General features: G+C 60.7%; 14 protein-coding genes. 5 read left to right on the top strand and 9 right to left on the bottom strand.

Annotated elements, in window-relative coordinates; translation table 11 throughout:
- Positions 1 to 15 precede the first annotated feature (15 nt).
- From RS694_RS18535 to RS694_RS18525, 3 genes are all read right to left on the bottom strand, one after another.
- On the bottom strand, positions 16 to 2,001 hold the full coding sequence (locus RS694_RS18535) for a sensor histidine kinase (RefSeq protein ID WP_152528778.1): 1,986 nt from the start codon (positions 1,999 to 2,001) through the stop codon (positions 16 to 18).
- Positions 1,998 to 2,813: a response regulator transcription factor gene (locus RS694_RS18530; protein ID WP_241463916.1), complete on the bottom strand. Its 816-nt coding sequence runs from the start codon at positions 2,811 to 2,813 to the stop codon at positions 1,998 to 2,000. Before RS694_RS18530 ends, RS694_RS18535 begins: the two co-directional genes overlap by 4 nt.
- 97 nt (positions 2,814 to 2,910) lie before the next feature.
- The gene (locus RS694_RS18525; RefSeq protein ID WP_051391747.1) at positions 2,911 to 4,122 is read right to left on the bottom strand and encodes a GGDEF domain-containing protein; all 1,212 of its coding nucleotides are present in this window, start codon (positions 4,120 to 4,122) and stop codon (positions 2,911 to 2,913) included.
- Between the two features lie 278 nt (positions 4,123 to 4,400).
- Here RS694_RS18525 and RS694_RS18520 point away from each other — a divergent pair, with 278 nt between their 5' ends.
- The 4 genes from RS694_RS18520 to RS694_RS18505 all read left to right on the top strand — a co-directional run bounded on the left by RS694_RS18520 (position 4,401) and on the right by RS694_RS18505 (position 7,630).
- Positions 4,401 to 4,739, top strand: a complete 339-nt coding sequence (locus tag RS694_RS18520; RefSeq protein WP_029706533.1) for a type II toxin-antitoxin system RelE/ParE family toxin — start codon at positions 4,401 to 4,403, stop codon at positions 4,737 to 4,739.
- Positions 4,736 to 5,032 (top strand): helix-turn-helix domain-containing protein, encoded by a 297-nt coding sequence (locus tag RS694_RS18515; RefSeq protein WP_029706532.1) that lies wholly within the window; start codon positions 4,736 to 4,738, stop codon positions 5,030 to 5,032. Before RS694_RS18520 ends, RS694_RS18515 begins: the two co-directional genes overlap by 4 nt.
- Before the next feature lie 84 nt (positions 5,033 to 5,116).
- Positions 5,117 to 5,713 carry a hypothetical protein gene (locus tag RS694_RS18510; protein ID WP_029706531.1) on the top strand — a complete coding sequence of 199 codons (597 nt, stop codon included), beginning with the start codon at positions 5,117 to 5,119 and terminating at the stop codon, positions 5,711 to 5,713.
- 282 nt (positions 5,714 to 5,995) lie between these two features.
- A complete protein-coding gene (locus RS694_RS18505) occupies positions 5,996 to 7,630 on the top strand; it encodes a DUF4139 domain-containing protein (RefSeq protein ID WP_029706530.1) in 1,635 nt (544 codons plus the stop codon).
- Between the two features lie 57 nt (positions 7,631 to 7,687).
- Here RS694_RS18505 and RS694_RS18500 read toward each other — a convergent pair whose 3' ends face one another.
- The 5 genes from RS694_RS18500 to RS694_RS20620 form a co-directional block, all read right to left on the bottom strand.
- Positions 7,688 to 8,182, bottom strand: a complete 495-nt coding sequence (locus tag RS694_RS18500) for a GDYXXLXY domain-containing protein (protein ID WP_029706529.1) — start codon at positions 8,180 to 8,182, stop codon at positions 7,688 to 7,690.
- Positions 8,175 to 9,272, bottom strand: coding sequence for a DUF4401 domain-containing protein (locus RS694_RS18495; protein WP_051391746.1), 1,098 nt, complete (start codon positions 9,270 to 9,272; stop codon positions 8,175 to 8,177). Before RS694_RS18495 ends, RS694_RS18500 begins: the two co-directional genes overlap by 8 nt.
- Positions 9,269 to 9,559 (bottom strand): hypothetical protein, encoded by a 291-nt coding sequence (locus tag RS694_RS20310; RefSeq protein ID WP_051391745.1) that lies wholly within the window; start codon positions 9,557 to 9,559, stop codon positions 9,269 to 9,271. Before RS694_RS20310 ends, RS694_RS18495 begins: the two co-directional genes overlap by 4 nt.
- A gap of 55 nt (positions 9,560 to 9,614) precedes the next feature.
- Positions 9,615 to 10,244, bottom strand: coding sequence for a DUF2157 domain-containing protein (locus RS694_RS20305; protein ID WP_051391744.1), 630 nt, complete (start codon positions 10,242 to 10,244; stop codon positions 9,615 to 9,617).
- Between the two features lie 247 nt (positions 10,245 to 10,491).
- Entirely contained in the window at positions 10,492 to 10,662 is a 171-nt protein-coding gene (locus RS694_RS20620; RefSeq protein ID WP_420805926.1) for a hypothetical protein, read from the bottom strand.
- Here RS694_RS20620 and RS694_RS20570 point away from each other — a divergent pair.
- On the top strand, positions 10,655 to 11,341 hold the full coding sequence (locus RS694_RS20570) for a DUF2059 domain-containing protein (protein WP_152528775.1): 687 nt from the start codon (positions 10,655 to 10,657) through the stop codon (positions 11,339 to 11,341). The two genes, RS694_RS20620 and RS694_RS20570, sit on opposite strands and share 8 nt — an antisense overlap.
- Positions 11,342 to 11,454: 113 nt before the next feature.
- On the opposite strand, the gene RS694_RS18480 is transcribed toward RS694_RS20570, so the two are convergent.
- Entirely contained in the window at positions 11,455 to 13,695 is a 2,241-nt protein-coding gene (locus tag RS694_RS18480) for a malate synthase G (protein WP_029706526.1), read from the bottom strand.
- Positions 13,696 to 13,735 lie beyond the last annotated feature (40 nt).

The following is a 13,735-nucleotide window of genomic DNA, read 5'->3' as shown; positions in this document are numbered from 1 at the left end:
AGCGGCTGGTGTGCGTTAAGCGGCGGGGGCGTCCATGACGGGCAGGGACAGCGTGAAATGGAAACGACTGCCCTGGCCGGGCTGGCTTTGCACCTGCAGGCTGCTGCCCATGAGTTTGAGGTAATGCGAGGAGATCGCCAGTCCCAGACCGACCCCGCTGGGCTGCCCCGGAGCGGGGCCCAGCTCAAACGGCTCAAAGATTCTTTGCAGGGCCTCGGCCGACAGGCCGATGCCGGTGTCTTCCACTTCAAACAGCAGCTGACAACTCGCAGGCGACTGGGCCACCACCGTCACGCGCAACGCGATACCGCCGTGGGGCGTGAACTTGACGGCGTTGGAGAGCAGGTTCATGAGCGCCTGGCGCAGGCGTTTGAAATCTGCCACCACCTGGCGGGGTAGGCCGGTATCTAGCGCCAGTTCGCAGCGCAGGTCGGCCTGTTCGGCCAGTTGGCGGGCGTCGGCACCGATGTCGGTCAGGAAGTCCGGCAGATCGCCGGTCTGCGGGTACAGCACGGCTTCGTCCAGCTCCACACAGGCGTAGTCCAGCAGGTCCTCGATCAGGCTCATCTGGTAGTGCGCGTTGCGTTCAATGGCGGCGGGTGCTGCGTGCCCCACAGCTTGCTGGCGCCACTGGCGCGCATAACCCAGGATGGTGGCGACAGGGGCGCGCAGGTCGTGGCTGATATGGGCCAGCAGCAGCGACTTGCCGCGGTTGGCGGCATTGGCCCGGGCCAGCGCGTCGCGCAACTGGTCCGTGCGTTCCAGTACCGTGCGCTCCAGGCGGACCTGCTCGCTGCCTTGTTGTGCCAGCAGGGCGTCCTGCGCCTGTTCACGTGCCTTTTGCAACTGGCTGAAATGGGCGTGCAGCGCGTAGCTCCACAGCAGCATGGTCAGCAGCATGCCTGCCACCGGAACCCAGCGCAGCCGCTCGGGGTCAATGGTCAACCCCATAGCGAGCAGCGTGACGGGCGTCGTGCTGAAGACCAAAACCAGGCTGGCCAGCACATACAGGCCCATGGCTCGCAGGCGGTTGCGGTAGCCGATGACGGAGACCACCACAAACGCAACCATGCCCGCCAGCCCGATCCAGTTGAATGCGCGCGCCGCGAAACGGTAGTCCACCCAGGCCCCGATGGGCACCAGCACCAGCAGCGCCCAGCCCATGGCCATCAGGGCACGGTCCCAGCGCGGGGTCAGTGTGGCGGTTTGCAGCATCCGGCGCTGAAAAAAGATGATCAGCGCGGTCGCCAGCATGAGGGTGGGCGCCATGCTGGCACGGGCCCAAAGCGGGGTGCCTGGCCACAGGTACTGGGCCCCATAACCACGCAGGGCAATCTGGTTGATCAGGAAGAACAGCGCCCCCAGTGCCAGGTAGAGAAAACTCCGTTCGCGCACCGACAGGGCAATAAAGGCGTTGTAGCCCACCACCAGCAGCAGGCCGCCAAACAGGATGCCGTCGATGAGGTTTTCGCGGGCCTCTGCCGCGCGGAAGGCGGTCGGGTCCCACAGCACAAAGCGGGTGTTCAGTGCCGTCGGACTGACCACGCGGACATAGACCTGCACCACTTCCCCCGGCGCCAGGCGCACCGGAAACACCGCACTGTGCGCCGTGATCGGGCGTTCGGCCACCGGGTAGGCCGCACCGGCCTGGGCGTGATGCCATTGGCCCTGCTGCTGGATGTGGGCCGAGACGTCATGCAGCCGCGCGTCGCCGACTTCGAGCCAGTAGTCGTGGGTGTCGGAGGCTGAATTGCGCAGCGTGGCGTGGTACCAGAAGGCAGAGCGGGAGTAACCCAGAATGAAGTCAGTGGCGACGGTTGCACGCAGGTGTGTTGCGGGGAGGGCTGCAACGGCATCGGCTGTGAGTGTGGCCGTGGGGTCTTCCAGGACAGACAGCACGGGTGCCAGGTCCATGCGCGGATGTGTGCCGTCCAGTGCCTGCTCTGTCGCTTGGGCGGCCAGCATCCAGCAGCACAGCAGCAGCGCCAGCCAAACTCTCACTCGGTCACCATGGTGGTGCGGCTGCGGTAGACCGAGGGCGGCACGCCCATGCGCTCCTTGAAGGCAGTGCTGAAGTTGGCGGACGTCTGAAAACCCACCTGTGCCGCAATGGTGTCAATGCTGACGCTGGAGGTGCTGAGCAAGCGGCAGGCCTGCTGGATCCGCGCTTCGCGCGCGTACCCAAAAACCGTCTGGCCCAGCAGGCTGCGAAAGGCGGCTGTGAGGCGTTTCTCGTGCGTGCCCACCTTGCTGGCAATCTCGGCCAAGCTGGGCAGTGCATCCAGGTGCGCGACGATCAGCGCCTGGGCCGCACGCACCAGCACCGCGTCGTCATCGGTGCCATCGGCGATGACCGTAGCCGGTGGCAGTGGTGCTGCCAGGGCAAGCCGTGACTGGGCCGCCAGCTTCAGATGGATTTGCACGCGGGCGCGCACTTCCTCGGCTTCGAACGGCTTGGCGATGTAGTCGACTGCACCAATGCGCAGGCCTTCCAGCTTCTCGGAGGGCAGCAGCGCGGCGCTCAGGAACAGCACCGGAATGGCCTGCGTCGCCGGGTCGGCCTTGAGCAGGCGGCAGGCTGCAAAACCATCCATGCGCGGCATGCGCACGTCCATCAGGATCAGGTCGGGCTTGGCCGCCACGGCGCGCTGGTAGCCCTGGTGGCCATCAAAGGCAAAGCTCAGCCGGAACTCCGCATGCAGCATGTCGGCCAGCAGGCGGATGTCGTCCTCGGTGTCATCCACCAGCAGCAGGTGGGGCACCGCTGCGGCGGAGGCAGAACTACGGGAGCGCAAAGGGCTGGAGTGCTTCACAGGGGCGGTAGAAGGTGCTGTTTTACCGTTGCATTGTCTATGGAAAAAGACAGACCGGATGGGGTGCGCAAAAACCGGTCCTGCGATCACCTGCTGGTTATGCCGATGCCGGATGACTGGGGGCCGCCTCTGCATGCACCACCCGGTTGCGTCCCTCTGCCTTGGCGGCATAGAGGGCCTGATCCGCCCGCCCATACAAGGTGTCGATGGCGCTGTTGTCGTGGGCGGGCAGGCTACTCACACCAATACTGACCGTGATGGCAATGTGCTGGTCGGCATGGGCCACGGGTGCGGCCTCAATAGCGCGCCGGATTTTTTCCGCGACCACAGCGGTGCCGGCAGTACCGGTGCCAGGCAGCAGGACGATGAACTCCTCGCCGCCCAGCCGCGCCGCAATGTCGGAGTCGCGTAACTGGGCCTTGAGCAGGTCGGCAAAGTGGCGCAGCACGGCGTCACCTGCCGGGTGGCCGTAACGGTCATTGACACGTTTGAAGTGGTCCAGGTCCGCGATCAGAATGCCGGTTTCGCTGGGGTATCGCAGCGCACGGTTGAGTTCGTGTTCGGCTTCCAGCAGGAAAGCACGGCGGTTGCGCAGCCCGGTCAGGGCATCGTGCGTGGCCAGGTAGGAAAGCTCCTCCTGCTTTTTTTCGAGCGATGCATTCGATTCCGTAAGCTGTCGGCGCAGCAGGGCCGCGCTGACATACTGGCGCCACATCACGACAGACGCCACCAGGCTCATCACCGTGCCGGTAAAACTGTGGCTGCGTGCCATGTCCAGCATGGCCTTGTCATTTTGGGTGAGGGTCATGGCGTGGTACAGCGCTAGATAAGCGACGGCGAACAGCAGGGCCGCAGCGACCGGGCGCAGCAATGCGAGCATGGCCACAATGAGGCTCAGCATCACATAGTTGGTGGTGTTGCTTCCCACCCATTGGTCAGCCACCGACAGGCTGATACCAAACGCCATGACCCACGCGGCGATCAGCACCTGCAACAGCCGGGCCTGCACCGGCGGCATGGCCGCCTTGCGCAGCAAGTGATGGCAGCACAGCCAGCACACCACCAGACCTGCCGCGTTGACAGCGTGGATCAAGCCTATCGTGTTGCCATAGCGCTGCTGCAGTGGCGTGGCGGCGGCCGGCGCCAGCCACCAGAAATAACTCAGGTAGGCGATATTCGCCAAAATGCCGAGCGTCATAAAAATACGGAACCGGCGAATACTCTCCGCGGTGGCTTCGGGCTGTATGTGCGCACTGTCCAACAGCGCGGCACGAAACCAGGCCCGGAGCCGGGAAAAAGCATCAGACATGGGAAGTAATTAAAGATTGGTTGTCGGGTCGAGCTTGCCACCGGTGGGCTGCCTGCACCAACCGCATTTACCCGAACGCTGGCCATGAGAAATGGCGCCCGTGCTCTGGGTTGAGTGTCAAATTGGCCTCTAGCCCCCATGGAGTATGCGCAAGCAGCTATCAAAACGGTAGCGTATTTGGATTTTTGTAGCGACAAGAGCGAGTCTCTCTGCGTGCCTGGACATTCTTGCTTCCTCGGCTGATTGGCAAATAATACAAAAACTTGTATTATTTGCCAATGAAAGATGTCGAATTTCTGGGTTCTTCGCTGGATGCATTACGGCGGTTTCCCATCGGATCCCGACGCGCCATCGGCCATCAGATTGACCGCCTTCAGCAGGGACTGGACCCTGACGATTGGAAACCCATGCCCAGTGTGGGTTCTGGTGTGCGAGAAATCAGGGTGCGTGACGAAGCGGGCGCATGGCGGACGATCTACCTGGCCAAATTGCCGGAGGCCGTGTATGTGCTGCACTGCTTTCAGAAGAAAACCCAGAAGACCGCGCAAACCGATATCGACTTGGCCAAGGCCAGACTCAGCGAATTGTTAGCCCGGAAACCGAGGAAAACCAAATGACCAAACAAACGATCAAAGCCCAGCGTTTCACCAGTGTGTGGGACGCCATTGAAGACACACCCGGAGAAGCCGCGCACATGAAGGCGCGCAGTGAACTGATGATGGCCATCGCGGAGCACATTCGCAAGAACGAACTGACGCAGGCCGGAGCGGCCAAGCTGTTTGGGGTGACGCAGCCCCGTGTGTCCGACCTAGTGCGCGGAAAGATAGAACTGTTCTCCATCGACACCCTAGTACAGATGCTGGCGTCGGCGGGGATGCGGGTGGAGATGAAACTGAAGAAGGCGGCGTAAATATTGTGTGGAATCTTCGCGTGTTTGAGACGCGTTATTCATTTAAAACGCTTTGTAATTTTGGTGCGTACGGGAGGATTTAGTGTGAGAAAGAAACGTTCCCTTGGTGCTGATCAGTTTTCAAAAATCCTCCAGCAGGATGTCATTCGATCAAAGGAGCGGATGGATAGCGACCCATCTGAAGCGCATCGGAGAGAGTTCGTAAGGACTACCTACTCTGCAATCGAAGCTCAGTATTGGCAACTAAAGATGTATTTAATTGAGCACATCGTGACAAATAAAAAAGAGGCTTTTCATGAGGTGGCCGCCTTGAAAGAGGAGTCGTATGTTGTGAGTGAAAAGGGCGAGGTGCACATTAAGTCGAAAGGGTATCCCTTAAAAACTGGTCTACGGCTTGTCGTGTCGATACTTCAAAAATACAAAATTCCAATTCAGGTGAATCTAGGCTCTGTTGATTGGAAAAACCTTGATGGTGCCTTAAAGATTAGAAATCGTGTCATTCATCCCAAGAGCATGGAAGACATAACTGTGTCTATCGAAGAGGCAGAGTGCTGCTACCAAGCTTTCGCGTATATCAACAACCTAATGCTGGTAGCAATATTGGGGTCCGCCTTGGCCGTATTGAATGAGGGTCCAGTGCGCAATAAGCGATCATCCTTTTTTTCATTAAAAGAAAAATAAATCCGCTACTTGCTTTTGCTGAATATTGGAGTTGCACCCAAAGAGAGACGGTGCCTTCAGGTGCCGTCTCTCTTTGAGCTAGGTGGCGAATTGGCCTCCACCCCTCGTGGATTGTGTGCAAGAAGCTATGAATTCAATAGCGTTTTTGCGCATCAAAACCTCACACGTCAGCCAGCCTGTGGTCCGATGGGGTGTCTTGGGAGGGACTGCTAGTATTTGTGGATAACCCTTTCCCTGCAGCGCCGTCGGGCGGGCTGCGCCACACCGGAGGCATCTGTGACTATGACTTTTCTTCGTCAGCGTGTTGTTCCCCTTGCCTGCGCCGTAGCGTGCGGCGCCTTGTTGGCGCCAGCACATGCGCAAGACAACGCGGGCAACTCGCGTATTGCCCGCGTAACCGTGTATTCCGGTAGCGCCACCGTGGAGCGTGTTGCCAAGGTACCGGCCGGCGCGCGCAGCATCACGCTGGATTGTTTGCCCGCATCACTCGATGCGCAAAGTTTGCAGATCAACGCGGACGCTGCCGTGCGTGTGGGTGAGTTCCATGTGCGCACCCAGGAGCGCGATGCCGTTGCCGCGTGCGCCAGCCCGCTGGATGGGCGCATCCGTGAGCTGGAAGACCAGATTGCTTCCGTGAAGGCAGAAGTGAGCGGGCTGCAACTGGTGGACGGCTACCTCAAGAACGTCGCCACGGCTGGCACCCCGGAAGGCGGCAATGGCCGCGTACAGCCCGGCACACCCGCCCAAATCGTGGCAACCGCCGATGCCTTGCGCAAATCGGCCCAGGACGCGCAACTGCGCACCCACCAATGGCAACGCAAACAGGAGGCGCTGGAGCGGGCCCTGAAACCGTTGACCGCAGAACGCGAACGCACCGCGGGTCAGCGTGCGCAAGTCGTGTCCGTCTCGGTGAACCTGGCCACCGAGCGTGACGCCGAACTGCGGCTGTCTTACCAAGTGCGTGGTACCGGCTGGCAACCCACCTACCGCGCTACGCTGGACGCCAGCAAAGCCACCGTGCTGCTGGAGCGCCAGGCGCTAGTGGCACAAAACAGCGGTGAGGATTGGAGCAACGTCGAACTCACCCTGTCCACAGGCCAACCCGGACGCGCCACCCAAGGGCGCCTGCCCCGTCCCTGGACGCTGGATGTGGTGCAACCGCTTGCCAAGTCCGCGGGCTCTGCCATGTACAGCGCATTGGTCGCGCCGGCGGCTGCGCCGATGGTGCGAGGCCGCGCCAATGCCGAAGAGGCCTTGCCCAGCTTTGATGTGAGCAGTGTGGACAAGGGTTTTGCCACGGAGTTCTCGGTGCCACAACGCATCACCGTGCCGTCCAACGGCCAACGCGTCACTCTGGCGCTGGGCACTTACACGGCGCCTGCCACCCTCATCACCCGCACTGCGCCGGCCGTGGAAGAGGCCGCGTATTTGGTGGCCGAACTGGCGCCGCCACCGGGCGTGTGGCCCGTGGGGCCTGCCACCCTGTACCGCGATGGCGCGTTTGTCGGTGCCGGGCGTATCGACTTTGCCTCTGCCACCAGTGCGGCAGGCACCAGCAGCCTGGCGTTCGGTCGCGATGAGCTGGTGACCGTGCGCGCGCTGCCGGTGCAGGATTTGACGGGTAGCGCCGGCTTTACCGGTGCACGTACCGAGCGCCGCACCCGCTACGCCTACACCGTGGAGAACCGCCACAAAGCGGCGATTGCGCTGCAGGTGTTGCACGCAGCGCCCATCTCGCGCAACGAGAAAATCGAGGTCGAATCGCGCTACCAACCCCAGCCCACTGATCTGGCCTGGGACAGCAACCCTGGCACCGTGGCCTGGCGGCAAGCGCTGCCCGCCGGAGGCACTGCACAGTTCAGCGCAGAACACACCATCCGCCATCCCAAAGATGTCGAAGTGCAGGAGCGCCAATAAGCGCCCACAAAAAAACGCCGGGAGCCATAACGACTCCCGGCGCTGCGTGAGGCAAGTTTATGGAGTGGGTGGCCCCAGGGTTTTGAGGTCTGCACCGCGCATGGCTGTCAGGATCATGTCGCCATTTTTCGCCACGCGGAACTCGCCATACCGTGCGACTTCATACTGCTGTGCGTGGCCTTCCTGGAAGAAAAACGCATTGGTCGCGAACTTCGCCTGTTCATTGCGAATTCGGTAGCGCAAACGCACCTCCTGGGCAGCGGTGGCTGCCCCGTGGTCCAGGCGCGTGAAGCTGCCCACGCCATTCTGGTCCAGCGTCACAACGATGTGACCATCGTGCAAGGGCGTATTGGTCTGGCGCCCCAACGCCTCGTCGGCAACCTTGAAACGCAGTGCCATGTAATCGCCCTGCATGAGCGAACGCGGATCGACCGGCGCAAGCTCCAGCAACACAACACGGCCTTCGGACAGCAGTTGTTCACGCTGGTAAATGCTGAAGTTAACAGCCAGCAGCACCAGCGCCCCTGCAATAACGGCAATCCATTTACGCATGGGATGCCTCCGTTTCAGGGGTTGCGGGGAAAACACGGTGCAGCACCAGGCGTGCGCCGAGCAGCAGGCCGCCGCTAACCGCCAGTACCGCAGACTTCAGCAGCAAGGTGGTTTGCATGTAGTAGTAATACCGCGAGACAAACGCGAGCAGTGCAAAAAGACCCACGCCCATCAGGATGCGGTTGCCGGTTGTAAACCCGAGCAGCAGAATCAGCACCGCCGTGGCGATGCCCGGCGCCTTCAGGGACAACACACTCAGCAAAAGTATGGCGCCCACCGCGGCCAGCCCCGCTTTGCTGGTGGCTGCAATGTCTTGTTGCGCCAGCATGCGTGTGGCGGACCACAACAGAACGGCGGTTGTTAATGCTGTGCCGATCCACCAGCCATAGCGCATCCACCAATCGTTCCCCTCCGCGGAGGACCACAACAGCATGCTCCAGCCAAACAGCCGCATGCTTTCGATCTGCAGCAGTGCCAGCAAAATCCCGTAACCAATGGGTCGCCACAGCGCGCCGTTGCCCGCCCAGCGCCGCGGATCCAGCCATACCCATGCAAGTCCACCCGTCAGGATGCCCGAGGCAATGCCGTACAGCCCCAGACTGTTCAGCAGGTACCACAGTGCCAGCGCCGCTGTGGCGGTGGTCAATACGCGGTGAATGAAGTTCGGTACCAGGACCACCAGGGTGACTTCAAACACGAGCACCAGCGCATAGAGCGCTGACGTTCCAAATTCAAACTGCTTGAACAGTCCGAAAACAAAAATCGCCTGGGCCGCCAGACTGATGGCCAGCCCGAACTGCGTCGCAAAATCGTTGTCACGCGCCACGCGAAATATGGCGTAAGCAGCCAGGCAACCGATGGCGCCAACCACCAAGGCGGCAACAGCGCTGTCGATCACAAAAGCCAACCCCATGCCCACGCAGCCCAGCAAGAACAAGGCGCCTATCCATCCGGCAATGCTTTGCATCAACCGGATGTGCCAGGATGAAGTCCCCGCATTGACCGGCGGCAAATCCCCCTCGGCGAGGCCGTGCACCTGCAACTGCTCCCACAACTGCGCGCGGTCCATCACGTGTTGTTTGCTGCTCATGCGCGCTCCCCGTTTGCTACGGACTTCAGCCAGACGCCACCCAGCGCCGACAGGCCGATGACCACCAGGCAGATCAGCAAGAACCCGCCGGCACTGCCGTGGTCGAGGATGTTGCTCGCCAGAAAGCTGGTGATGACGATGACTGCACTCAACACGCCGCCCGCCAGCATGAACAGGTCGGGCACCACGTGCCGGTAGTAGAGATACGCCACCACCATCCAACCGATGTAGGCCGCTGTGGCATAGGCGCCGCGGTCATGGGGGGCGTCAAAAATCGCCCACAGCATCAGCGTCGTCACCAACGCGCCGCTGGCCGTCCCCAGGATACGCAGGGACCAGCGTTCATTCAGCCAGGTGGCGCCACTGCGGGCGGCTGCCTCCCAAAGAATCAGTGCACCGGTATTCAGGATGAAGAACGTCCATATCTGTTCCTCGGCATGGAACATGCATGCCCCAGAGGCCACCGAAGGTTTGTGAATACAAATGGACGGCGAGGTTGACCAGGGCTAGCCACAACAACCATAACGCCGCCAGGCGGGCAATCAGCACCCAGACCAGCACGGCGGCGGCCCACACGGCAAACAGCTCATAGGTATCGGCACCGGTCTGGTAGGTTTGCACCACCAGCGCCAACAGGGCGCCCACCAGCAAGGTGGCCAGAAGCAGCGTGGCCTTGCCCGCTGGGCGCTCGGTATCCAGCCGGCAGTACATGACCAACCCGCCAACGATGAGAATTTCAACCAGACCGAACTTGGCAAAACGCCCCATCTCTGCCCAGTTGTAGGCAAAGAAGAAAATGACCGCGACGGCGCAGAATGTCGTGCCCAGCCACAACGTGAGCTGGTCCAGAAATTTGCGCCAGTCTTTGGTGTCCGGTGTGGCGCCCGCCAGGCACAAAGCGGCGGCCCAGTTTTCGGGGCGCAATCGGCCTTGCGTTATCCAGTCCAGAATTTCCGTGCGGTGTTGATGCATGCATCCTCCCTGTTGCAGACGAATACGGTTGGTATTTCCAGGCGCCGGTTGCGGCCTGGTATTCCAACTCTCCTGCACACCAGTATCCCATCCCGGAGTGACCGGAAGGCGTCAACACGGTTACCCCAAGAGAAACGGCACCCGAAGGTGCCGTTTCTCTTGGAGTTAGATTCCAAATGGGCCTCTAGCCCCCGTGGAATATGCGCAAGCAGCTACTAATTCAATAGCGTTTGCGCACGCTGCAGTCTTACGCCGCCGCCTTCACCTTCAGCCGCCAGGCATGCAGCAGTGGTTCGGTGTAGCCGCTGGGTTGTGCCAGGCCCTTGAACACCAGCTTCGTCGCTGACTTGTAGGCCGCGCCCTTGAAGTCACCCACCATGGGGGTGTAGAGCTTGTCGCCGGCGTTTTGCTTGTCCATCTTGGTGGGCCTCCTCCGCCTGCTGATGCGGGTGGTGACGCGATTTTCCTTGGCACAGAATCGCGCCATACTTTGCTCATGTTTGCTAACTTCATACGGTCGTAGATTTATTCCCATAACCTATCGAGAATTCCAGATGCGTTGCTTTACGTTTATTTTTCTCACTTTATTGCTTTCGGTATCCGCCTATGCCGATCCAGCGGCCGAACGGCTTGAAATGGGGCGTCAATTGGTGGAGTTGATGGGTTATCGTGAATCCTACGAACGTTCCGGGAGCATGTGCACTCGCCCAGAAGGCTCCAATTGGGACCCTAAGAAATTAGTGGAAATGAACCCAAATCAATTGGGCGGTATTACTCCAAAATCAGTCTATTGGCCGAGAGTGGAAGCGGCATTCAAAGCTTATCGCTTGAGTCTCTGCCGTGTATGGTCGGCGGACAGTATGTTGGACTTCCTTGCCAGCAACTTTGCCAATCGTTTGTCGAAGCAAGAACTACGTGCAGCAATCACTTTTTACTCTTCATTGGAGGGCCGTAGCCTGCAATATGTGGTGATTGGACTCACACAGGAAACGATGATGAGGATGGAGTCTGCAGTTGCGGTTAGTTCACCGGCATACAAGGAATACGCCTCTGAGCTGCAAAGGATCGCAAGCGATTTCCAGAAAAATCCGAAGTGACCAGAGTGTGGCGATGGATTCGGTGAAATGAAATGTAATGGGCTCGCTGTTGCGAGCCCATGGGTCTTTAACGACTAGCTACCAACAGATGGCAATTCAGCACTTTCAGCGGCTTACGCCGCCGCCTTCACCTTCAACCGCCATGCATGCAGCAAGGGTTCGGTGTAACCACTGGGTTGTGCGAGGCCCTTGAACACCAGCTCCGTCGCCGCCTTGTAAGCGGATGAGGTGGTGAAGTTACCGGCCATGTTCTTGTAAAGCTTGTCACCGGCGTTCTGCTTGTCCACCACAGCAGCCATGCGTTCGAAGGTTTCGGTGATCTGCGCCTTGGTGACGACACCGTGGTGCAGCCAGTTGGCCATGTGCTGGCTGCTGATGCGCAGCGTGGCGCGGTCTTCCATCAGGCCGACGTTGTGGATGTCGGGCACCTTGGAGCAGCCCACGCCCTGGTCGACCCAGCGCACCACGTAACCCAGAATGCCTTGCGCGTTGTTGTCCAGCTCCTGCTGTTTCTCGGCCGCCGTCCAGTTGGGCGTGGCGGTCACGGGGATTTGCAGCAGGCCGTTGAGCAGCTCTTCGCGCACCTTGTCGTACTTGGTTTTCTCCAGACCCTTTTGCACGTCAGACACCAGCACCTGGTGGTAGTGCAGCGCGTGCAGTGTGGCGCCGGTGGGGCTGGGCACCCAGGCGGTGTTGGCGCCGGCCTTGGGGTGGGCAATCTTCTGCTCCAGCATGGCCTTCATGAGGTCGGGCATGGCCCACATGCCCTTGCCGATCTGCGCCTTGCCGCGCAGGCCGCAGGACAGGCCGACCAGCACATTGCTTTTCTCGTAGGCCTGAATCCAGGCGCTGGTTTTCATGTCGCCCTTGCGGATCATGGGGCCGGCCAACATGGCGGTGTGCATCTCGTCGCCGGTGCGGTCCAGGAAGCCGGTGTTGATGAAGGCCACGCGGCTGGAGGCGGCGGCGATACAGGCTTTCAGGTTCACCGACGTGCGGCGTTCTTCGTCCATGATGCCGAGCTTGACGGTGCTGTCCTTGAGGCCCAGCATCTTCTCCACACGCGTGAACAGCTCGTCGGCAAAGGCGACTTCGGCAGGGCCGTGCATCTTGGGTTTGACGATGTAGACCGAACCCTTGCGTGAGTTGCGGATCTGGTCTTTGGGCGCGCCCTTCTGGCCGCGTTGCAGGTCGTGCAGCGCGATGGTGGTGGTGACCACGGCGTCCAGAATGCCTTCGGGGATTTCGCGCGTCTTGCCATCTGCCGCGGTGTAGGTGATGGCGGGGTTGGTCATCAGGTGGCCCACATTGCGCACAAACATCAGCGATCGGCCGTGCAGCGTGACGGTCTTCTTGCCATTGGGCGCGGTGTAGATGCGGTCGGTATTGAGGCCGCGTGTGAGTGTCTTGCCACCCTTGTCAAACGATTCGGTCAGCGTGCCGTTCAGGATGCCCAGCCAGTTGCTGTAGGCCACGACCTTGTCGTCCGCATCGACCACGGCCACGGAGTCTTCCAGATCGAGGATGGTGGACAGCGCCGCTTCCAGCACCAGGTCGGAGACGCCAGCCGCATCGCTCTTGCCGATGGGGGTGGCGCGGTTGATGATGATGTCCAGGTGCAGGCCGTTGTGCTGCAGCAGCACGGAAGACGGCGCCTTGGCGTCGCCCTGGTAACCAATGAATTGCGACTTGTTGTCCAGCTTGGAGGTGCTGCCGTCCTTCAACGTGACGATCAGGTCGCCGCCCTTGATGGCGTAGCCGGTGGAGCCCACGTGCGAGCCCTTCTTCAGCGGCACGGTGCGGTCCAGCACGTGGCGTGCGTATTCGATGACCTTCTTGCCGCGCTTGGGGTTGTAGCCCTTGGGGCCGACTTTCTCCTGGCCGTTGTCTGTGGAGATCACATCGGTGCCATACAGCGCGTCGTACAGCGAGCCCCAGCGTGCGTTGGCCGCGTTCAGTGCATAGCGCGCGTTGAGCACGGGCACCACCAGTTGCGGGCCGGCTTGTTTGGCCAGCTCGGCGTCCACATTGGACGTGGTGATCTTCACCTTCTTGGGCACGGGCACCAGGTAGCCGATCTTTTCCAGAAAGGCCTTGTAGGCGGGCATGTTGGTGATGGGGCCGGGGTTGGCCTTGTGCCAGGTGTCCAGCTCGGTCTGCAGGCGGTCGCGTTCAGCCAGCAGCGCAATGTTCTTGGGTGCCAGGTCGGCCACGATGGCGTCAAAACCTTTCCAGAACGCTTCGGGTGTTATGCCGGTGCCGGGCAACACCTTGGTTTCAATGAACTGGTGCAGCACCGTGGCCACTTGCAGGCGGTGCGCGGCGGTGCGTGGGGTGGAAGCGTTTATAGACATGGTTGCCTTTGAAAAAAGAGAAAACGGAGGGTCTGAAAAC

It is taken from the genome of Rhodoferax saidenbachensis (assembly GCF_001955715.1).
GTDB classification, from domain to species: Bacteria; Pseudomonadota; Gammaproteobacteria; order Burkholderiales; family Burkholderiaceae_C; genus Allorhodoferax; species Allorhodoferax saidenbachensis.
The sequence above is the reverse complement of the archived record's forward strand: the minus strand, read 5'-3'. Positions and strand labels throughout refer to the sequence as shown.